Below are 20952 nucleotides of genomic sequence, written 5' to 3'. Positions count from 1 at the left end.
GCTCAATTGCAGCGAGACCAATGGAGGAGGCTGACATGGCCCGAATCGGTGAAAGTGCCGACCTGCTCAAGTGTTCCTTCTGCGGAAAGAGCCAAAAGCAGGTACAACAGCTCATCGCCGGCCCCGGCGTGTATATCTGCGACGAATGCGTAGAGCTGTGCAACGAAATCATCGAAGAGCGCTTGGCGGAAGCCGGCTCTGAAGCCACCGCCGGTGAATTCGACCTCCCCAAGCCCAAAGAAATCTTCGGCTTCCTCGAAGAATACGTCATTGGCCAGGAACCCGCCAAGCGTGCCCTGGCCGTAGCGGTGTACAACCACTACAAGCGTGTGCGGTCGCGGGCCACCCTCACCGCAGCCGAGGCCATCCACGACGATGTCGAGATCGCCAAGTCCAACATTCTGCTCATCGGCCCCACCGGCTGCGGCAAGACCTATCTGGCCCAAACGCTCGCGAAGCGTCTCAACGTTCCCTTCGCCGTAGCGGATGCGACGGCCCTCACCGAAGCGGGTTACGTCGGCGAAGACGTCGAAAACATTCTACTCAAGCTTATTCAGGCTGCAGACTACGACGTGAAGCGGGCCGAGACCGGCATCATCTACATCGACGAGATCGACAAGATCGCCCGCAAGGCCGAGAACCCGTCAATCACCCGCGATGTCTCCGGCGAGGGCGTGCAGCAAGCGCTGTTGAAAATTCTCGAGGGCACCATCGCATCGGTACCGCCGCAGGGCGGGCGCAAGCATCCGCACCAGGAATTCATTCAGATCGACACCACGAACGTGCTGTTCATCGTGGCCGGCGCCTTCGCCGGGCTCGAAGACATCATCTCGTCCCGCGCCGGCAAGAAGGGCATCGGCTTCGGGGCACCCCTGCATATCAAGGGCGATGACATCAACCTGTTCAGCGAGGTTCTGCCCGAAGACCTGCACAAATTCGGGTTGATACCCGAGTTCATCGGTCGTCTTCCCGTGGTCACGACGGTCACCCAGCTCGATCAGGTAGCCCTCATGCAGATTCTGACCGTTCCCAAGAATGCACTGGTGCGTCAGTACCAGCGCATGTTCGAGCTCGACGGCGTAGAACTTGAGTTCGAGCAGCCGGCGCTCGAAGCGATCGCCGACCTCGCCGTGCTGCGCAAGACCGGAGCCCGCGGGCTGCGAGCCATCCTCGAAGAAGTTCTTGGCCCGGTCATGTTCGAGGTTCCTTCGAGCACTGACGTGGAGCGCGTCATCATCACCCGGGAGACCGTACTGAACAATGCGCCGGCCGAGATGGTGCTCCAGAAGTCCCGACAGGTGAAGTCAGCCTGAGTCGTGCACACCCTCGCGCGTGCGCATTCCACCGGGTGCGTGGCAGTCGGATCCGTTTGACGTGATTTCCTGCGCTGTCACGCCAGAGCAGGTGTCAGGTCAGATTCGCGGGGGTGCGACCAGGAGTGACGAGCGGCACAGGGCAGCCCCGGGTGTCGTACACCATTTTCTACCGGCATCATCGCTGCGATCACGGGGTTCGCGAGTTCGTTCGTGCTGGTCATCGCCGGGCTGCGGGCCGTTGGCGCGTCAGAAGCGCTAGTCTCATCCGGGACTGCTGCCGCTGTGCCTTCTCGTCGCCGTAGTGTGCACTGCACTGCCGTGGCATTCTGGTCACGGCCTCCGGCATTATCATCGTGGGGTGCGGGTCCGCGTTCTGGGGCCTGGTCGTCGGGGGAGTGTTTATGCTCTGGCTGGGTTGGCGCAGGCTCCGTCACGACTGGGTTGAGCTGTGCTCACGGCGCCGCAATCGCACGGTTGGTGGCGTCGTTGCCCGCCCGACCGAACCTCGTTCGCACGAGTACTCCAGCCGCCGTGCGCTCGATGATCAGCGCTGACAGCACAGCAGCCAAAGCCAGCAGCGCACCCGTCACCTCGAGCCCCTCTTCGATACCGACCAGCAGATGGTATGGCCAACTAGCCCGGGAGAGGTCGTCAAGACGCCCTCCGACGACCATTCCGCCGATGGCCTCGAAACCGACGGCGCCGAACAGATAGATGGCCCCGGCGAAGATGAGGCGGAGCCGGAGCCTTCGTTCAAGTCGGCGAGCGATCCACAGAACGATCAGGCCGACCAGAACCGCCAGGGGCACGCCGACGGTGAGCCAGGCGAATGTGAAGCGGTTGCCGAGATCAAAGCGCGCGAGTTTCTCGTGCAACTGGGCGATCTCATCGGCCGACAACTCGACGGCCACGACGGCGAGCACGAAGTAGGGTGCACTGATCTCTCCCTCATTTCGAGCAGCGAAACCGACGGCGGCCAGGCACAGCGCGATGCTGGCCAGGAGGAGCCCCGACGCCCAGGCCCACAGGTTCGCTTCGCCGTCGGCGTAGAGCAGGCTCGCCAGTGCGCTGAGGCCGGGCCAGCCCGGGGTCGTGATGGCGATGTTCTCGCGCAGGTAGTGCGAGACGAGACCGCCCAGCAGCATGACGGCAAGAATGCCTGCGGCGATCCAGAGAAGCCGCCGCCGCACCGTGCCCTGTGAGAGACCCGTCGGAATGTCCATGACCTAGTATCCTACGACGGGCACATCGTCCGCGCATCCTCAATGCTGAGGGTGCGGGCGAGCCCGTCACGGTGCGCGGGAGTCACGCCGCTGCGCTGCAGGCGGAACCCGCGCCGCTGCGCTGCAGGCGGAACCCGCGCGTTGGCGCAGTTCCAGTGCGACGCAGTAGGCGGGAGGTCTAGTTGAGGCCGCGTCGATCGAGCAGTGGCTGCAGATCAGCGTCGCGGCCTCGCCATTGGCGGTAAGCCTCCAGCGGATCCCTGGTGCCGCCGACTCCGAGCAGGCGGTCGCGAAAACAATCGCCGTTGGCACGGGTCAGGCCGCCGTTCTCCTTGAACCATTCGACGGTGTCGGCGTCGAGAACCTCGCTCCAGATGTAGGAGTAGTAGCCGGCGTCGTATCCGCCCGAAAACGTGTGCGCGAAGTAGGTGCTCGCGTAGCGGGTGGGAACGGACGTGTTGGCGAGGTCGACGGAAGCGAGGGCATCCGCTTCGAACTGGGCCACGTCGGTGACCGTCGTGTCGGCGTCGATGCGGTGCCAGGCCTGGTCGAGGAGCGCGGCGGCGAGGTATTCGCTGGTCAGGAAGCCCTCATTGAAGGCAGACGAAGCCTGGATGCGGTCGACGAGCGGCTTTGGCATCGCCTCGCCCGTCTCGTAGTGGCGGGCATAATTGGCGAGAACGTCGGGCCAAAGCATCCACATCTCGTTGACCTGGCTGGGGAACTCCACGAAGTCGCGGTACACGTTGGTGCCGGAGAACTTGGGATAGGTGGCGCGGGCGAGCAAACCGTGCAGGGCGTGACCGAACTCGTGGAACAGGGTGGTGACCTCGTCGTAGGTGAGCAGCGTCGGCTGGCCGGTGGCCGGTTTAGACACGTTGAGGTTGTTGCAGACCACGGTTGTGTCGGTGCCGAGCAGCTCGGACTGTGAGACGAGGGCGTTCATCCAGGCTCCGCCGCGCTTGGAATCACGGGTGTAGTAGTCGCCGATATACAGCCCGAGGGCAGCGCCGTCCTCGGCGGTGACCTCGAAGACGCGCGCTTCAGGGTGCCAGCCGACCAGGTCGGGCCGGGCAGTGAAGGTGAGGCCGTACAGCCGGTTGGCTGCAAAGAACACTCCGTTCTGCAGCACACTTTCAAGCTCGAAGTAGGGGCGCATGGCGGCGGTGTCGACGTCATATTTGGCCCGGCGTACCTTCTCGGTGTAGAAGGCCCAGTCCCACGCGGCCAGCTCGAAGCCGCCGCCCTCGGCGTCGATCACGGCCTGCAGATCGGCCTGCTCCACCCGGGCATTGCGGGCAGCGGCCGGCGCGAGGCGGCCGAGCAGATCCCACACGGCGTCGGGCGTTTTCGCGGTTTCGTCGGCGGTCACAAAGGCGGCATGATTGTCGAACCCGAGTAGGCGTGCCCGCTGGGCGCGCAGATGCGTGATTTCGATTACGAGCGGCCGGTTGTCGTTGGCCGCGCCGGCCGCATCCGAGCGGATGCCGCGGGCCCTGCTTGCCGCAAGCAACCGCTCGCGCACCCCCCGGTTGGTCAGGCTCGCGAGGTAGGGGTGCGAGGTGGGAAGGACGAGACTGATCAAGTACCTCCCGGCGAAGCCGTGTTCCCGGGCCGCCTCGGCCGCAGCGGATATCTCGCCGCCGGTCAGGCCGTCGAGCTCGGCCACGTCGTCAAGGACGAGCGCGAGTTCATTCGTATCGGCCAGCAGATTCTTTTCGAACCGCGTGGTTAGCGTCGACAGCCGCGCGTTGAACTCACGCAGCGCCTGCTTGTCGTCGTCGCTCAGGCCGGCCCCGGCCAGCGTGAACTCGGTGAAGTACCGGTCGAGCAGGTAGAGCGATTCCGCGTCGAGTGCGAGGCTCGAGCGTTGCTCGTGCAGGGCTTCGATGCGCGCGTAGAGACGGGGATCGAGCCGGATGGCGTCGGCGTGGGCGGCGAGCAGGGGCGCGAGTTCTTCTTCGAGGTCGGTGGTGAAATCACCCGAGTCGGAGGAGCTCTTGTTGAAGAAGACCTCTGCGACTCTGGCGAGCGTCTGCCCGCTGCGCTCAAGGGCGACGAGCGTGTTGTCGAAGGTTGGGGCATCCGCTGTGGCGGTGATGGCGTCGACCTCGGCGAGCTGTTCGGTCATGCCCTGAAGAAAGGCGGGCCGGTAGTGCTCGTCGACAATGACAGCGAAGGGCGGTAGCTGGTACGGCAGAGTGCTGCGGGCGAAAAACGGATTGGTCGCGGTAAAATCCATACCTCCACACTAGCCAAGACCACCGACGCGACTACTTCGGCGGCGCGTAGGATCGCACCATGACAGACCTGACCGGCAATTCTGAGTCCGCGCCACGCGACGAATACATCCACGGTCACCACGAGAGTGTGCTCCGCTCCCACACCTGGCGCACGGTCGCGAATTCGGCCGCCTACTTGATTGCGGAGTTGCGCACCGGGGGTGTTCTGCTCGATGTCGGCTGCGGCCCCGGCACGATCACGGTCGACCTGGCCCGACGGCTCACGCCCGGACGGGTCGTCGGCCTCGACGCGTCGACCGAGATCATTGAGCGGGCGGCCGGCCTGGCCGCCGACGAGGGGGTACACAATGCGAGTTTTCAGGTCGGTGACGTCTATGCGCTCGACTTCGCCGACGCGACCTTTGACATCGTGCACGCCCATCAGGTGCTGCAGCACCTGGCTGATCCGGTCGCGGCGATGGCCGAGATTCGCCGGGTATTGCGCCCGGGCGGTGTGTTTGGCGCCCGCGACGTGGACTACGGGGGCGTCATGATCGCACCCACCATCGACGGCCTGGTCGACTGGATGCGGGTCTACCGCGAGGTGCACTACTGGAACGGCGGTGACCCCGATGCCGGCCGTTCGCTCAAGACTTGGGCCCGGCGGGCAGGGTTCACCGAGGTGACCAGCAGCGCATCCGTCTGGTGTTTCGCGTCAGACGCGGAGCGCGAGTGGTGGGGGGAATCCTGGGCGGTGCGGGTGACCGAATCCAGCTTCGCGGCCCACGCTATCGAGTCCGGCGTGGCCGACCTGGCCGACCTCAAGCGGATGGCCGCAGCCTGGCGAGAGTGGCTGCGTGACCCCAACGGCTGGTTTGGCATGCCACACGGTGAGATTCTGGCCCGCGCCTGAGCATGCGGGGCGGTCAGGCCGCGCGACCGCCGATACGGCTCAAATCCAGTCCTCGTCGTCATCATCCGTGCTGGTGGACGGCTGCGTGATAGTCGCACTATCGTCCACCGGGTTGAAGCGGATGACGGTGCCGTCGTCGAGCTCGATCACCGGCTTGGACTCCAGCCAGGTCAGAGTCCAGCGCCAGGTGCTGGTGTCGACGGCAATGGCCGTGAGGTCTTCTTCAACGGCCCGCACGGCGATTTCGACGACGTGCGGAAGTCCGGTCGGCAGGGTGCCGCCAATGGGCCATCGGGTTCCCAGCTGCATGGTCTAGGCGTCGATCTCGTAGGTGACCCAGTCGGTGCGGGTGCCGAGCTGGTCGTAGAGTACCTGCGCGGTCGCGTTGTCGGCCGCGGTCACGAGCTGCACCTGGGTCAGCTTGTGCTGACGCGCGTAGGCCTTGGTAAATTCCATCAACAGCGCGCCGACGCCCCTACCGCGGGAGTCCTCAGCGACGTACAGGTCGTCGAGGAACAGGGCGAGGTCGCCGCTGAGGGTGCGCGGTACGGTGCGGTAGTGCGCGAAGCCAACGAAATCACCCGCTTCGTCGACCGCGACGGCACCATTGAGAGAGTTGTTCGCGTCGATGATCCAGCTCCAGACCTGCAGGGCTTTCTGGTCGGTCAGTTCGCTCTCGTAGAACGCGCTGTAGCCCTCGAACAGGCCCAGCCAGGCGAAAAAGTCCTTGTCGCCCAGCGGGCGCACGGTTACTGACATCTGGTCTCCTAACTTTCCAACACGGTGGCAAACACGATGTCGGTCACAGCGAGTTCGCTGCCGTCGACAAAGGTCAATTCGTGAATCCGACCGACCGCTTTGAGATCGGCGGCGGCCAGGGTGAGTAGTGCGATCTCGGCGGGTGCACCGCATATTACTGCGGAAACCACCTCGGATTTTTGCGACGCCTTCGCGTCCGTCTTGGCACGACGGATGCCGGTGAGCGCGCGACTGGCCAGGTCGAGCAGGGCGATGTTGCCGGTGGCCACCTCGTCGCTGCCGAGCAGGTCGGCCGCGACCGGCCACGGCGCGGTGTGCACCGAGCCGTCGTTCGACCAGGACCAGGCCTCCTCGGTCGCGAACGGAACAAACGGTGCGAACAGGCGCAGCAGGGTGGCCAGCGCGGTGCGCAGCGCGGCAACGGCCGAGGCCTGCTCCGGGCCCGGCTCGCCGTAGGCGCGTTCCTTCACCAATTCGAGGTAGTCGTCGCAGAAGGTCCAGAAGAAGCTTTCGGTGGATTCCAGCGCACGAGCGTGGTCGTAGTTCTCGAACGCGGTCGTGGCCTGTGCGACCACCGCGGTGAGGCCGGCCAGCATGCTCTGGTCGACCGGCTCGGTGATCGGGGCTGTACTGCTGCCCTGCGACATGGAGACGAACTTGCTCGCGTTGAGGATTTTGATGGCGAGGCGACGGCCGATTTTGATCTGGGTCGGGTTCTTCGGGTCGAAGGCCGCGTCGGTGCCGAGGCGAGAGGATGCCGCCCAGTAGCGCACAGCGTCGGAACCGTGCAGCTCGAGCATGTCGGCAGGGGTGACCACGTTGCCCTTGGACTTTGACATCTTCTTGCGGTCGGGGTCCACGATGAAGCCGCTCAGCGCGGCGTGCTGCCACGGCGACGTGCCGTGCTGCTGCTCTGCACGCAGCAGCGTCGAGAACAGCCAGGTGCGAATGATGTCCTGGCCCTGAGGGCGCAGCGAGTACGGGAAGACCAGGTTGAACAGCTCCGGGTCGCGCTCCCAGCCGCCGGCGAGCTGCGGGGTGAGCGAGGACGTCGCCCAGGTGTCCATGACGTCGACCTCACCGATGAAGCCGTCGACCTGGCCACGCTGGTTTTCGGTGTAGCCGGGCGCGGTATCCGACGAAGGGTCGACCGGCAGCAGGTCGCGGGTGGCCAGGATCGGCTGGTCGAAGACCGGATTGGCATCGGCGTCGAGCGGGTACCAGACCGGCAGCGGCACACCGAAGAAACGCTGGCGGGAGACGAGCCAGTCGCCGGTGAGCCCGTTGACCCAGTTCTCGTAGCGAACCTTCATGAATTCGGGGTGCCAGGCCAGCTCGGTGCCGTGCTCGAGCAGTCGGGCACGTAGCTTCTCGTCGCGCGCGCCGTTGCGGATGTACCACTGCCGGGTGGAGACGATTTCAAGCGGTTTGTCGCCCTTTTCGAAGAATTTGACGGCGTGCACGATCGGCTTCGGGTCGCCGATCAGGTCGCCGCTGGCCGTGAGTAGCTCCACCACGGCCTGCTTGGCGGAAAAGACGGTTTTGCCGGCGAGCTGCGCGTAGGCGGCCCGGCCAAATTCGGAGGTGATGGCGTCAGGAACTTCGGCGATGATGCGGCCGTCGAAACCCATTATGGCGCGGTTGGGCAGGTCGAGTTCGCGCCACCAGACCACGTCGGTCACATCGCCGAAGGTGCAGATCATGGCGATTCCGGAGCCCTTGTCTTTCTGGGCGAGGTGGTGGGCGAGAACGGGAACCTCGACGCCGAAGACCGGGGTCGTCACCGTGGTGCCGAAGAGGTGCTTGTAGCGTTCGTCCTCGGGATGCGCGACGAGGGCCACGCAGGCCGGCAGCAGTTCGGGCCGGGTCGTCTCGATCTCGATCGTGCTGCCGTCGGGCTTCAGGAACGACACCCGGTGGTACGCGGCCGGCATGTCCTTGTCTTCGAGCTCGGCCTGGGCAACGGCGGTGCGGAAGGTGACGTCCCACAGTGTGGGCGCCATGGCCTGGTAGGCCTCGCCGCGTTCGACGTTGCCGAGAAAGGCGAGCTGGGAGGTGAACAGGGCTTCCTGGCCGATGGTGCGGTAGGTCTGGTTCCAGTCGACGCTCAAGCCGAGGGTGCGCCAGAGCGCTTCGAACTGCTTCTCATCTTCTTTGGTGAGGGTTTCGCACAATTCGATGAAGTTGCGCCGGCTGATCGGCAGCTGGTCGGCGGCCTTTGAGCTCTTGCCGTCGCCGCCCTCGAACGGTGGAACAAAGTTCTCGGTGTAGCCGAGCGAGGGGTCGCAGCGCACCCCGTAGTAGTTCTGCACCCGACGCTCGGTCGGCAGGCCGTTGTCGTCCCACCCCATCGGATAGAACACGTTCTTGCCGCGCATCCGCTGAAAACGAGCGATGACGTCTGTGTGGGTATACGAAAAAACATGCCCGATATGCAGCGAGCCCGACGCGGTCGGCGGGGGAGTGTCGATCGAGTAGATCGTCTCCCGGGTGGCGTTCTCCCGTGCGAAACGGTAGGTGCCGTCGCTCTCCCAGCGGGTCTCCCATTTGGCTTCGAGCCCTTCGAGGGCGGGCTTTTCAGGGACGCGGTCAGCGTGGGTCATCATTCTCCGGTTCGGTATATTCGGCACCGTGTCGATGGTGAGGTGCCTGAGTGTGCCCGTCCAATCTACCCGATCGGCTCTTTTTCCCCGAACGGGGGCTTCCCCAACGCTTCTTGGCGTGTTTTTTCAGATCGACAGTCGGGGTACGGCGGCGAGCAACTGCACCGAGTACGGATGCTGTGGCGCGGTGAATACGCGCGCCGCCGGCCCGCTCTCCATGATGCGCCCGGCCCGCATGACCGCGATCTGGTCGCTGACGTGCTGCACGACACCGAGGTCGTGCGAGATGAAGATCAGGCTGAGCCCGCGGTCCCGCTGCACGTCGTCGAGGAGGTCGAGCACCTGGGCCTGCACGCTCACATCGAGTGACGACACCGGTTCGTCGCAGATGAGAATTTCGGGCCTCGCGGCCAAAGCCCGGGCAATTCCGATCCGCTGGCGTTGCCCGCCGGAGAGTTCGAGCGGGCGGCGGGGCAGAACGGTGGCGGCGAGGCCGACCTCGTCGAGCAGGGAGCGCAGCCGAGCCGTCGTCTGCGGTGCGCGGCGCTGTTGGCGGTGGCCCAGTGCGTCCCGGAGGATCTCGGCGACGCTCCAGCGCGGATCGAATGAACCGAGGGAATCCTGGTAGATGGCCCCAACGCCGACACGCAGACCGCGGCGGGTTTTCTCGCTCGCCGCGCTCCACGGTTCGCCAAACACCCGCACCTCGCCCTGATCGGGTTGCAGCAGCGCGAGCAGCAGGCGCGCGGTCGTGGTTTTGCCGGAACCCGACTCACCCACGATTCCAAGCGTGCTTCCGCGATGCAGCACGAACGACACGTCGTCGACGGCGAGAAATCGGCTGCCGTCCGGTCGGCGAAAGCTCTTCGACAGGCCGCTTGCCTCGAGCACGACGGTGCTGTCGCAGGCAACCGTGCTGTCGGTGGTAGCTATGCGCGGCGGGGCATCCGCTGCACGAAGGTTTAGCGACAGCCGGGTGCCGCGTGGCTTGTCGGCCGGGATCGCCGCGACCATGCGCCGGGTCTGCACATGCGCGGGTGAGCCCAGCACCTGCGCGGTGCTGCCGGTTTCCACGAGCAGGCCATCGTGCATCACGGCGACGCGGTGCGCGACGTGGCTCACCACGGCCAGGTCGTGACTGATCAGCAGCACGGCGGTGCCGGCCAGGGTGATCTGCTCCAGCAGCGCCAAAATCTGGGCCTGCACGGTCACGTCGAGCGCCGTCGTCGGCTCGTCGGCGATGAGCAGCGGCGGGTCCAGCGCGATCGCCGCGGCGATGAGCGCCCGCTGGCGTTCCCCGCCGGAGAGCTGCCCGGAGAGTTTCTGCACCTGCCGGGCGGGGTCGGGCAGCCCGACGGCGTCGAGAAGTTCAAGCACCCTACGTGCGCGGGCTGCGGCGCCGAGGGTGGTGTGCAGGCGCAGCGAGTCGGCGATCTCCCGACCGATCGGCCGCAACGGGTCGAGCGAGACCAGAGCGTCCTGCAGCACCAGGCCAACGGTTTTGCCCCGGCGTGCCCGCCAGGCACGGTCGGTCAGGCCGAGCACGTTCTGCCCGTCGAGTTCGAGCCGGTCAGCGCTGACCCGCGCGTTGGCCCCGGCGAGCCCGAGCAGGCTGCGCGCGGTCACGCTCTTGCCCGAGCCGGATTCGCCGACGATGGCGAGGCACTCACCCCTGGCGATCTCGAATGACACCCCGCGAACGACCGGGTCAACCGCGCCGAAGCCGACCCGCAGGTTGCGCACGATGAGGGCGGCCGTTGGTGAATTCTTGGGTGCCCCGGTACTCACAGATGCCTCATTCGCCGGTCGATGCCGCGGCCGAGCACCGTGGCGGTCACAGCGGTCAGCACGATGAACAGGCCGGGAAAGAAGCTCATCCACCAGGCCGAGGTGATGTAGGTGCGCCCGGCCGAGAGCATGGCGCCCCACTCCGCGGTCGGCGGTTCGGCACCGAGGCCGAGGTAGCTGAGGGTTGCGGCCCAGACGATGGCCTGACCGATGCCGAGGGTCGCGAGCACGAACAGCGGCGCGAGGGTGTTCGGCAGGATGTGGCGTCGCAGGATCTGCCAGCGGGTGCGGCCGAGCACGGTCGCTGCTTCGACGAACGCCGTCGATCGTACCGAGATCAGCTGCGCTCGAATGATGCGGGCATACCCGGGCGCGGTCGACAGCCCCACGGCGATCGTGGCGGTCGCCACACCGGGGCCGAAGATAACGATGAACAGCAGCGCCAACAGCAGCCCGGGAAAAGCGAACAACACTTCAAGAAACCGGTTCACGGTGAAGTCCACGACACGGCCGAGCATTCCGGCGAGGGTGCCCAGTACGATGCCGAGCCCCAAACCGATCGCCGTCGCGGCCGCACCGATCAGGAGCGAGGACTGTGTGCCGTGCACGACCCGGGTGTAGATGTCCCGGCCCGATTCGTCGGTGCCGAAACCGTGCGCGAGGTTCGGCGGCTCAAACGCCGAGAGCGGGTCGATGCCGAGCGGGTCTCCGGGAGCGAGAAGCTGTGGCGCTAGAGCCGAGACCAGCAGGAGCAGCGCAAGCATGCCTGCGACACTTTCGGCGACACCGAGGCGCCGCGGCTGACCCAACCGGTCGGCGCGAGTCGCGAGCCTTGCCCGCACCTCCAGGTCGCTCATGACAGCCGCAATCGGGGATCGACCAGGCGGCTGGCGGCATCCGTCAGCAGGGTCATCAGAATGTAGGCGACCGCGACGATCATGACCACGCCGATGACGACGGGAACGTCCCGGAGGGTGACAGCGCCGAGGAGGGTGCGGCCGAGGCCGGGGCGAGCGAAAATGGTCTCGACGACGACTGCGCCGCTGATCAGCGAGCCGAACGCCCACCCGGAGAGGCTGATCGCGGGCAGCGAGGCGTGGCGCAGCGCGTGGATCCAAAGTGCCCCTCGTTCGCTTTCGCCGCGCGCGCGAGCCGAAAGCACGAACGGGCTCTCCAAAGCAGTGAGCAGGGATTCGCGCATGATCTGGCCGAGAAAACCCGCCAGGGGAATGGCCAGGGTGAGCACGGGCAGCACTAGTCCGGCGACGCCGCCGGTGCTGATCGGCGGCAGCAGACCGAGCCAGATGCTGAGCACGACGATCAACGAGGTCGCGAGCCAGAAATGCGGCAGTGCGGCCGCGACGATCTCCAGGCTCGTCGCCACCCGGGCGGCGACCAGGCCGCCACGGGTCGACCAGGTGGCCAGGGCGAGCGCGAGCAGCCAGGCCAGGGCGAGGGAGAGAACGGCCAGCACCAGGGTGCCGCCGAGTTGGCTGAGCACGAGCGGGCCGACGTCCATGTTGAGTGCATACGACCGGCCGAGGTCGCCTGTGGCGAGCCGACCGAGCTGGGCGAAATACTGCACGATGACGGGCTGATCGAAGCCGTACTCTGCCGTGACCGCTGCGAGGGCTTCAGGTGAGGCCTGCGATCCGGGGCCGCCGAGTACAGCTTGGGCGGGGTCTCCCGGTATGAGGCGTACCGCGAAGAAGGTGATCGAAGCCACCGCCCACAACACGAAGAGCGCTCCGCCAAGGCGGCCCGCCAGACGTCCGAGCACGCGCAGCGCGGCCCGGCGTCGGACTACCGATTCAGCCACGCGTCGTACAGCGTGGGCACGGCCACGGTCGGCAGGGTGCGGAGACCCACCACGTCGCTGCGCAGCAGAAAATGATTCTGCTGGTCGTAGAGCGGCAAAACGTAGAAGCCTTCCAGGATGCGGTCCTGGGCGTCGGAATAGAGGTCGCGACGCTCGTCGGCATCCGTCGTGCGCGCCGCCGTCGTGAGCAACTCATCGATGTCGGGGTCACTGACCTGGGCGAGATTGGCGAAGTATCCGCTCGGAGCCGGCACGATGCTGTCGGAGTGGTAGAGGATGCGCAGCACGTCGGGGCCGACCTTGGTATACGGCGCGCTTACCGCGTCGTAGTCGTTGGCGGCGAGGGCGGCATACCAGCTCGAGAGGTCCAGCGGAGCCAGCTTCACCTCGAACCCGGTCTCCTTCGCGGTGGCCTGGATCTGTTCGAACACGCTCTGCTCGGCCGGGATGGACTGGTTGGTGCTCACCGGAAACTCCACTGACAGCCGCACGCCGTTCTTGACACGGTAACCGTCGGCATCCGATTCAGTCCAGCCGGCTTCGTCGAGCAGTGTTGCGGCGGCAGCTGGGTCATAGTCGAACAGTGCGGCGTTCGAGACGGCGGTGGCCTCAACGCTCGACAGCGCCGAGTACGACCGGGTGGCCGTGCCCTGGAACAGGCTCGACACGGCGTCGTCGACGTTCGCCGAGCGGATGAACGCTTCCCGAACGCGCACATCGTCGAAGGGGGCCTGCCCCGAGTTCAGTTCGATACGGTTGGCGGCGCCAGGCCGAGGCGAGTCGAGCTGTTCGATAGCATCGCTCTGCTCGGCCTGCATGATCGTGTCGGGCTGGGCATTGTCGATCACGTCGACCTCACCGGCCTGCAGGGCCGCATAGCGGGACGCCGAGTCGGGGATGAACCGCCAAATGACCTCGTCGAGGTAGGCGGGGCCGGAGTGCCCGGCATCCGCCGGCGGGGACACGTAGTCGTCGTTCCGCACCAGGGTGACGGCGTTCTGCTTCACCCAGCTCTCCACGATGAAGGGGCCGGTGCCAACGGGGCTCGCGCAGTTCTCGTCCTGACTGCGTAGAAGGGCCGTCGGTGATTCCATCGCGAGCCAGGGCTGGGACAGCGACTCGAGCAGCGCGCTGTCCGGTTCGCTCAGGGTGAAGCGCACGACGGTGGAGGAGACCGCCTCGACGCCGGCGACCTTGCCTAGCGCGAGGTATCCGGTCGACGAAAGCGTCGTCGGGTCCTGCAGGTGCGCGATGTTGGCCCGCACGGCTTCGGCGTCGAACACGGTGCCGTCGGTAAAGGTCACGTCGTCCCGCAGGGTGAAGTCCCAGGTCAGGCCATCATCGCTCGGGGTCCAGGACTCGGCCAGCCAGGGAATGATCCGGCCGCCGGAGTCGCGGGAGACGAGTGATTCGAGGTACTGGGCACTGACCAGCGCCTGAGGAAAGTTTCCGCCGACGTGCGGGTCGAGGCAGCTCGGTTCGGCGTCGCCCGAGGCGTAGGTGAGCGTGCCGCCGCTCCGGGGCTCGCCGACTGGTTCGTTCGGACCGGCCTGGGTGCAGCCGGCCACGAGCAGGCCGACGGCGATGATTCCGGTCGTGGCGGCGAGCACGCGGCGGACAGGGTGTGGGAGCGGCAGTTGATTCTTCACCCCTCAACGTTAGGCTACGGCGCGCATTCATCCGGTACGATTAGATGGAATGACAGTGACCCGGCCATCACCGGGAAGTCTTCGGAAGAACGAATGTCTGTCCTCGGGTGGACATTCCAGTAGAACCGAACGGGTCGGGCCCGTCACAGCCTTTGAACAAGCGGTCGCCTGGCGGTTTCGGGCGGCAAGCGAGGTGGTACCGCGGCGATTTCCACAGAATCGTTCGTCCTCGTGGAGCAGGGCCCCAGTGACCCGTCCCGGCAGGAGAAGCATTTTGTACCCCAAGAGCCGCAACACGACCCCCCACGGCGCGCCCGACGCGGCCATCGTTCCGTCCCCGAACTTTCCCGCCCTCGAATCCGAGGTACTCGAGTTCTGGAAGAACGACGACACCTTTCAGGCGTCGATCGACCAGCGTGACGGCGCCGAGGAATGGACCTTCTACGACGGGCCGCCGTTCGCCAACGGACTCCCGCACTACGGCCACCTGCTCACCGGCTACGCCAAAGACCTGTTCCCGAGGTTTCAGACCATGCGCGGCAAGCAGGTGCACCGCAGGTTCGGCTGGGACACTCACGGCCTGCCGGCTGAGCTCGAAGCCGAACGCAAGCTCGGTATCACCGATAAGAGCCAGATCGAAGAGATGGGCCTCGCGGCGTTCAACGCGGTCGCCCGCGAGTCGGTGCTCGAATACACCAAGGACTGGGAAGAGTACGTCACCCGCCAAGCCCGCTGGGTCGACTTCGAGGACGATTACAAGACCCTCGACATCACCTTCATGGAGTCGGTGATCTGGGCGTTCAAGCAGTTGCACACCAAGGGCCTCGCCTATGAGGGCTACCGGGTGCTGCCCTACTGCTGGCGCGACCAGACCCCGCTCTCCAACCACGAACTGCGCATGGACGACGACGTCTACAAGATGCGCCAGGACCAGACCGTCACGGTCACCTTTCCGCTGATCGGCACCAGGGCCGAAGCGCTCGGACTCACCGCCGTGCGCGCCCTCGCCTGGACCACGACCCCGTGGACCCTTCCGACGAACTTCGCGCTCGCCGTGGGCCCCGAGATCGTTTACGCCGTCGTGCCGGCCGGCCCGAACGGCACCCCGGACGCCGAAGTACTGCGCGAGGGAACCTCGGCGTCTGCTGAAGTACTCGGAGCCGAATACCTCCTCGCAATCGACCTGGTCGGCAACTACGCCAAGGACCTGGGTTACGAGAGCGCAGCCGAGGCATCCGCTGCCGTGTCGCGCACCATTCTCGGCAGCGAACTCGAGGGAGTCAGCTACGACCGCCTGTTCGACCACTACGCCGACGAAGCGGTCTGGGGCACCCAGAACGCCTGGCGCATCCTTGTGGCCGACTACGTCACCACGAGCGACGGTACCGGCATCGTGCACCAGGCTCCCGCCTACGGCGAGGAGGACCAGAAGGTGTGTGAGGCCGCCGGAATCCCGGTCATCCTCTCGCTCGACGACGGCGGAAAGTTTCTCAGCGACATTCCCGAAGTGGCCGGCCAACTCTGGAGTGATGCCAACAAGCCGCTCACCGCGCTGCTCAAGGCCAACGGTCGCCTCATTCGCCAGGCCAGTTACGAGCACTCCTATCCGCACTGCTGGCGCTGCCGCAACCCGCTCATCTACAAGGCCGTATCGAGCTGGTTCGTGCGAGTCACCGACTTTCGCCCGCGCATGGTCGAACTCAACCAGGAGGTGAACTGGGTTCCGGAGAACGTGAAAGACGGCCAGTTCGGCAAGTGGATCGGCAATGCCCGCGACTGGTCCATCAGCCGCAACCGCTACTGGGGTTCCCCCATCCCGGTCTGGAAGAGCGACAACCCCGATTATCCTCGAACCGATGTCTACGGCTCGCTCGACGAGTTGGCCGCCGACTTCGGAGTGCGCCCGACCGATCTGCACCGCCCGTACATCGACGAACTCACCCGCCCGAACCCTGACGACCCCACCGGCCAGTCCACAATGCGTCGCATCACCGACGTGCTGGACGTCTGGTTCGACTCCGGCTCGATGCCGTTCGCACAGGTGCATTATCCGTTTGAGAACCGGGAGTGGTTCGAAGCACACAACCCGGCCGATTTCATCGTGGAATATATCGGGCAGACGCGCGGCTGGTTCTACCTGCTGCACGTGCTCTCCACCGCCCTGTTCGACCGACCGGCGTTCAAGAACGTGGTCAGCCACGGCATCGTGCTCGGCAATGACGGCCAGAAGATGAGCAAATCGCTGCGCAACTACCCCGACGTCAACGAGGTGTTCGACCGCGACGGTGCCGATGCCATGCGCTGGTTCCTGATGAGCTCTCCGGTGCTGCGCGGCGGAAACCTCGTCGTAACGGAGGAGGGCATCCGCGAGAGCGCCCGGCAGGTCATGCTGCCGCTATGGAGCACGTACTACTTCTTCTCGCTCTATGCCAACGCCTCGGGTTCCACCACCGGCGGGACGGGCTACGACGCCACTTGGCGCACCGATTCCACCGACGTACTCGACCGCTACCTGCTCGCTAAGACCCGCGACCTCATCGTCGGCGTCACGAACGACCTCGAAGTCCTCGACAGTACCGTCGCCGCCGCGCGCCTGCGTGACTTCGCCGACGTACTCACCAACTGGTACGTGCGCCGGTCACGCGACCGGTTCTGGGGCGGCGCCGCCGAGGGGGCGACCGCCCACGAAGCGTTCGACACCCTTTACACCGTTCTCGAAACCGTCTGCCGGGTCACCGCTCCGCTGCTGCCACTCGTTACAGAGCGCATCTGGCAAGGCCTCACCGGCGGCCGCAGTGTGCACCTCGAAGACTGGCCAGATGCAACCCTCTTCCCGGCCGACGACGAGCTCGTCACCGCGATGGACCAGGTGCGCCTGATCAGCAGCACCGTGCTCTCGCTCCGCAAGCAGGCCGGCCTGCGTGTGCGCCTGCCGCTGACCAACCTCACCGTCGTCACCGGCAAGAGCTCAACTCTGGCATCGTTCGTTGGCATTCTCAGCGATGAGCTCAACGTGAAAACGGTGACCCTGATCGAGCTCGAAGATGACAGCGCGTCGGCCTACGGCGTCACGAGCAAGCTCGTCGTGAACGCCCGAGCGGCCGGACCTCGCCTCGGCAAGCAGGTGCAGCAGGTCATCATGGCCGCTCGCGCCGGCGACTGGAGTGAGATTGACGGAATCGTCACGGCCGGGGGTATCGCCCTCGAACCGAGTGAATTCGAGCTGACCCTAGAAGCCAACAGCGACGCCGGCGGCGGGGCAGCCGCCCTCGCGCTGCTGCCCGCCGGCGGTTTCGCGCTGCTCGCCACGAACACCACGCCCAAGCTCGAGGCCGAGGGCTTCGCCCGCGACCTCATTCGAGCAGTGCAGGACACCCGCAAATCGGCGGGCTTTCAGGTGAGCGACCGCATCCGCTTGGATCTGGTCTTCCAAAGCGAAGCGGATGCCGATTCCTTCGACCTCGCGCGAGGGGTCGATGTAGCGGCCGAGACCCTCGCCACGAGTTTCACCACGCACCGCCCGTCGACCGGCGAATTCGCCGCCGCATTGCCGTCGGAGTGGCTGGAAGCGCGCGTCGGAGCCCCCGTCGAACACTACGTCCGATTCGAAGCCGACCACTATGTCAATCTGGGCGCCGTCATCGTGGCCGTCGCACGCGTGAACGGAGCCATCCTTGTCTGAAAACAACACCCCCACGAACGATAATTCCGCCGACGACACGGCGGACTGGAAGAACATCACCGGGCGCGGCGACGACGAGGAGCCGATGAACCAGCCGGCCCCGCTCGACGCATTTCGCGAGGCCGGGGACGCCGTCTTCGCCGAACTGCTGCAGCGGGTGGGGGAGGCCCAACCGCAGCCACGCCTCGCGCCCACCCGCCGGGCGCTGGACTTTCTCGGCGACCCGCAGAGCTCGTACCCGATCATTCACGTGGCCGGCACCAACGGCAAGACCAGCACGAGCCGCCTGGTTGAGAGCATCGTGCGGGCCTACGGTCTGCGCACCGGCCTGCTGACCAGCCCGCACCTCGTGCGGTTGAACGAACGCATCGTCATTGACGGCGAACCGATCAGCGACCAGATCTTGGCCGCCAACTGGGCCGATATCCAACCGTACCTGGGGCTCGTCGACGAAGAACTCAAAGCCGCCGGCGAGGTGCCCCTGACCTTTTTCGAAGCCCTCACCGTGCTCGCCTTCGCGTGTTTCGCCGATGCGCCGGTGGATGTGGCCGTGATCGAGGTCGGCATGGGCGGTGAGTGGGATTCCACCAACGTCGCTGACGGGCAGGTCGCCGTGTTCACACCGATCGCCCTCGACCATACTCTGCGCCTCGGCAACACCGTCGCCGAGATCGCCCGCACCAAGAGCGGCATCATCAAGCCGGCGGCATCCGTGGTCTCCGCAGCCCAGAGCCCGGAGGTGCAGGCGGAACTCGACCGTGCAGCCGAACTGAGCGAGTCGACGCTCGTCCGCGAGAACGAGGGCTTCGAATTGCTCTCGAGCACCGTCGCGGTCGGCGGCCAGGTCATCTCGGTGCGCGGCCTCGCCGGCACCTACAACGAGTTGTTCCTGCCGCTGTACGGTACCCACCAGGCCCAGAATGCAGCACTGGCCATCGCCGTCGTCGAGTCATTCCTCGGCGCGGGCAGTCAGGCCCTGGTCGGCGACCTGCTTGCCGAGGGCCTCGGCACGGCGACCTCACCCGGTCGCCTGCAGCTCGTCGGCATCGAGCCGACGGTGCTCGTGGACGCCGCGCACAATCCGCACGGTGCCGCAGCCCTCGCCGCCGCGCTCGAAGCGTACTTCGATTTCGATGAAGTCGCCGTGGTCGTCGGAATCCTGGCCGATAAGGACGCCCAGGGCATCATCGCCGCTCTCGCCCCCCAGGTAGATCGGTTCTACGTTACCGAGCCCCACTCCGAGCGTGCCGTGCGCATGGACGACCTCGCCGACAATATCGCCGAGTGGACCAGCGACCAGGTCACCTTCCGCTTCGACGATACGGCGGGCGCCCTCGACAGCGCCCGTGAGTGGGCCGCCGAGGCACCCAAGCGTGCCGTGCTGGTCACCGGGTCCATCGTGCTCGTCGGCGAAGCGATCACGCTTGCCGCCGCCGGCGAGTGGATGGAAAAGTGAGGGGCCCGCGCTCGGTCAAACGCAGCCTCGCCACCATCCTGCTCGGCTTCGAGACCATCGTCGTGTTCCTAGGGGCCGTCGTCACCCTGGGCCTCGTGTCCGTGGCGACCGAGCCCGGCCCGGTCTCACGGCTTGCCGTGGTCATCGGCGGCGTGCTGCTCTGCCTCGCCATGGTCGCCCTGATCCCCCTGCTCCGCTATCGCTGGTCGTATGCGATCGGCTGGCTGCTGCAGGCGGTCATCATCGCTACCGGGTTCATCACCCCGGCCATGTTCTTTGTCGGCGCCCTGTTTGCCGCCATGTGGACCTACTGCATGATCACCGGCTCCCGAATAGATCATCAAAAGGAGATTGAATGAACACCCCGATCGAAGAAACCCTCGTCTTGGTCAAGCCCGACGGGGTTGCCCGCAACCTGACCGGTGAGATTCTGCGCCGCATCGAGGCCAAGGGCTTTTCCCTCGTCGATGTGAAGCTCGTCGAACCTGACCGCTCGTTGCTCGCAGCGCATTACGCAGAGCACGAGGGCAAGCCGTTCTATGAGCCCCTCGTCGAATTCATGGAGAGCGGTCCCATCGTCGCGTTCCGCGTTGCGGGCAACCGGGTCATCGAGGGCTTCCGTGCCCTGGCCGGCACCACCGACCCTACGACCGCCGCGCCCGGCACCATCCGCGGCGACCTCGGTCGCGATTGGGGTTCCAAGGTGCAGCAGAACCTCGTGCACGGCTCGGACTCACCCGAATCCGCCGCGCGAGAGCTTGCCCTCTGGTTCGACTGAGCGTTTTTGGGCTGCGCGGGAGGCGCGTCGCTGCGCGGGAGGCGCACAACTCCCGCGCATGGGCGCAAATCCTGCGCGACGCGCTAGAGACGGTTCAGTACGTCCATGTTCACCTGGGCCACGATGAAGAACACGATGTAGCAAACGATCGTGATGACGAACGTCCACGAATAGGCTCCAGCGGCCAGGCGGCGAACGGATGCCCCACCCGGCAGATTGCCGACCTTGAAGTTGAAGAAGGTCACCGCTAAAAAGGCCGGAATGGTCACCGCCCAGGTCACCATGCACCATGGGCAGAGCACGTCGAGCACGAAAATGCTCTGGCCGATGAGCCAGATCACGAAGACGATGGCGCCGAGCATGCCGACGTTGAGGCCGACCCAGAACCAGCGGGCGAATCGGGCCCCGGCCAGTATGGCGACGCCGATCGTGATGACCACGCTCCAGGCGGCGAGGCCGATCAGCGGGTTTGGAAAACCGAAGACGGCGCCCTGCGGGGAGGAGAGATTGGTCGCGCAGCCGATCAGTACGCTGAAGCTGCAACTCAATTGCGCCTTCGGGTCTTCCAACAGGTGGATCTTGTCCAGCGTGAGGGCGAAGGCCGCTGCGAATGCGATAATTCCGGCGACGATCAGAAAAACAGCTAGGCCGGTTATACGCTGAGAACGCTCTGTCTGTGGCACTCTTGCGATTATGCCACGCGGTCGGCGTGGCTCTGTGCGATTACATGCGATAATCATTCGT

General features: G+C 65.7%; 16 protein-coding genes. 6 read left to right on the top strand and 10 right to left on the bottom strand.

Annotated elements, in window-relative coordinates:
* Positions 1-35 precede the first annotated feature (35 nt).
* Positions 36-1313, top strand: a complete 1278-nt coding sequence (clpX, locus tag E3T47_RS05595; RefSeq protein WP_134555007.1) for an ATP-dependent Clp protease ATP-binding subunit ClpX — start codon at positions 36-38, stop codon at positions 1311-1313.
* A gap of 455 nt (positions 1314-1768) precedes the next feature.
* On the opposite strand, the gene E3T47_RS05590 is transcribed toward clpX, so the two are convergent.
* Positions 1769-2539 (bottom strand): hypothetical protein, encoded by a 771-nt coding sequence (locus tag E3T47_RS05590; protein ID WP_134555005.1) that lies wholly within the window; start codon positions 2537-2539, stop codon positions 1769-1771.
* A 178-nt stretch (positions 2540-2717) separates the two neighbouring features.
* A complete protein-coding gene (locus tag E3T47_RS05585; RefSeq protein ID WP_134555004.1) occupies positions 2718-4781 on the bottom strand; it encodes a M3 family metallopeptidase in 2064 nt (687 codons plus the stop codon).
* A 59-nt stretch (positions 4782-4840) separates the two neighbouring features.
* On the opposite strand from E3T47_RS05585, the gene E3T47_RS05580 reads away from it, so the two are divergent.
* Positions 4841-5674: a class I SAM-dependent methyltransferase gene (locus E3T47_RS05580; protein ID WP_134555002.1), complete on the top strand. Its 834-nt coding sequence runs from the start codon at positions 4841-4843 to the stop codon at positions 5672-5674.
* Between the two features lie 39 nt (positions 5675-5713).
* Here the strand turns inward: E3T47_RS05580 and E3T47_RS05575 are convergent, their stop codons facing one another.
* From E3T47_RS05575 to E3T47_RS05545, 7 genes are all read right to left on the bottom strand, one after another.
* Positions 5714-5983, bottom strand: coding sequence for a hypothetical protein (locus tag E3T47_RS05575; RefSeq protein WP_134555000.1), 270 nt, complete (start codon positions 5981-5983; stop codon positions 5714-5716).
* 3 nt (positions 5984-5986) lie between these two features.
* Positions 5987-6433 (bottom strand): GNAT family N-acetyltransferase, encoded by a 447-nt coding sequence (locus E3T47_RS05570; RefSeq protein ID WP_134554998.1) that lies wholly within the window; start codon positions 6431-6433, stop codon positions 5987-5989.
* 8 nt (positions 6434-6441) lie between these two features.
* A complete protein-coding gene (gene valS, locus E3T47_RS05565; RefSeq protein WP_174844638.1) occupies positions 6442-9036 on the bottom strand; it encodes a valine--tRNA ligase in 2595 nt (864 codons plus the stop codon).
* A 126-nt stretch (positions 9037-9162) separates the two neighbouring features.
* Positions 9163-10824: a dipeptide ABC transporter ATP-binding protein gene (locus E3T47_RS05560; protein WP_134554994.1), complete on the bottom strand. Its 1662-nt coding sequence runs from the start codon at positions 10822-10824 to the stop codon at positions 9163-9165.
* A complete protein-coding gene (locus E3T47_RS05555; RefSeq protein ID WP_134554992.1) occupies positions 10821-11681 on the bottom strand; it encodes an ABC transporter permease in 861 nt (286 codons plus the stop codon). The genes E3T47_RS05560 and E3T47_RS05555 overlap by 4 nt, the downstream gene beginning before the upstream one ends.
* Positions 11678-12643 carry an ABC transporter permease gene (locus tag E3T47_RS05550; protein ID WP_198416589.1) on the bottom strand — a complete coding sequence of 322 codons (966 nt, stop codon included), beginning with the start codon at positions 12641-12643 and terminating at the stop codon, positions 11678-11680. The genes E3T47_RS05555 and E3T47_RS05550 overlap by 4 nt, the downstream gene beginning before the upstream one ends.
* A complete protein-coding gene (locus E3T47_RS05545) occupies positions 12628-14292 on the bottom strand; it encodes an ABC transporter substrate-binding protein (protein ID WP_422386468.1) in 1665 nt (554 codons plus the stop codon). The genes E3T47_RS05550 and E3T47_RS05545 overlap by 16 nt, the downstream gene beginning before the upstream one ends.
* Positions 14293-14563: 271 nt before the next feature.
* Between E3T47_RS05545 and ileS the strand changes: the two genes are divergently transcribed.
* The 4 genes from ileS (at position 14564) to ndk (ending at position 20208) form a co-directional block, all read left to right on the top strand.
* Positions 14564-17974 carry an isoleucine--tRNA ligase gene (gene ileS / locus E3T47_RS05540; RefSeq protein WP_241981977.1) on the top strand — a complete coding sequence of 1137 codons (3411 nt, stop codon included), beginning with the start codon at positions 14564-14566 and terminating at the stop codon, positions 17972-17974.
* An 85-nt stretch (positions 17975-18059) separates the two neighbouring features.
* Positions 18060-19430, top strand: coding sequence for a bifunctional folylpolyglutamate synthase/dihydrofolate synthase (locus tag E3T47_RS05535; RefSeq protein WP_134555133.1), 1371 nt, complete (start codon positions 18060-18062; stop codon positions 19428-19430).
* Positions 19427-19789, top strand: coding sequence for a DUF4233 domain-containing protein (locus E3T47_RS05530; protein WP_166805622.1), 363 nt, complete (start codon positions 19427-19429; stop codon positions 19787-19789). Before E3T47_RS05535 ends, E3T47_RS05530 begins: the two co-directional genes overlap by 4 nt.
* Positions 19786-20208, top strand: coding sequence for a nucleoside-diphosphate kinase (ndk, locus tag E3T47_RS05525; protein WP_134554986.1), 423 nt, complete (start codon positions 19786-19788; stop codon positions 20206-20208). Before E3T47_RS05530 ends, ndk begins: the two co-directional genes overlap by 4 nt.
* An 83-nt stretch (positions 20209-20291) precedes the next feature.
* Here the strand turns inward: ndk and E3T47_RS05520 are convergent, their stop codons facing one another.
* Positions 20292-20891 carry a vitamin K epoxide reductase family protein gene (locus E3T47_RS05520; RefSeq protein ID WP_241981956.1) on the bottom strand — a complete coding sequence of 200 codons (600 nt, stop codon included), beginning with the start codon at positions 20889-20891 and terminating at the stop codon, positions 20292-20294.
* Positions 20892-20952 lie beyond the last annotated feature (61 nt).

This window comes from Cryobacterium ruanii, from assembly GCF_004404055.1.
Classification (GTDB): domain Bacteria; phylum Actinomycetota; class Actinomycetes; order Actinomycetales; family Microbacteriaceae; genus Cryobacterium; species Cryobacterium ruanii.
Note: the sequence above shows the minus strand (reverse complement) of the source record. Positions and strands in the feature narration are given on the sequence as shown.

Bases quoted from the DNA above. Each gene is read 5' to 3' on its own strand.
- clpX (WP_134555007.1), top strand. From the start codon at position 36: ATGGCCCGAATCGGTGAAAGTGCCGACCTGCTCAAGTGTTCCTTCTGC.
- E3T47_RS05590 (WP_134555005.1), bottom strand. From the start codon at position 2,539: ATGGACATTCCGACGGGTCTCTCACAGGGCACGGTGCGGCGGCGGCTT.
- E3T47_RS05585 (WP_134555004.1), bottom strand. From the start codon at position 4,781: ATGGATTTTACCGCGACCAATCCGTTTTTCGCCCGCAGCACTCTGCCG.
- E3T47_RS05580 (WP_134555002.1), top strand. From the start codon at position 4,841: ATGACAGACCTGACCGGCAATTCTGAGTCCGCGCCACGCGACGAATAC.
- E3T47_RS05575 (WP_134555000.1), bottom strand. From the start codon at position 5,983: ATGCAGCTGGGAACCCGATGGCCCATTGGCGGCACCCTGCCGACCGGA.
- E3T47_RS05570 (WP_134554998.1), bottom strand. From the start codon at position 6,433: ATGTCAGTAACCGTGCGCCCGCTGGGCGACAAGGACTTTTTCGCCTGG.
- valS (WP_174844638.1), bottom strand. From the start codon at position 9,036: ATGACCCACGCTGACCGCGTCCCTGAAAAGCCCGCCCTCGAAGGGCTC.
- E3T47_RS05555 (WP_134554992.1), bottom strand. From the start codon at position 11,681: ATGAGCGACCTGGAGGTGCGGGCAAGGCTCGCGACTCGCGCCGACCGG.
- E3T47_RS05535 (WP_134555133.1), top strand. From the start codon at position 18,060: ATGAACCAGCCGGCCCCGCTCGACGCATTTCGCGAGGCCGGGGACGCC.
- ndk (WP_134554986.1), top strand. From the start codon at position 19,786: ATGAACACCCCGATCGAAGAAACCCTCGTCTTGGTCAAGCCCGACGGG.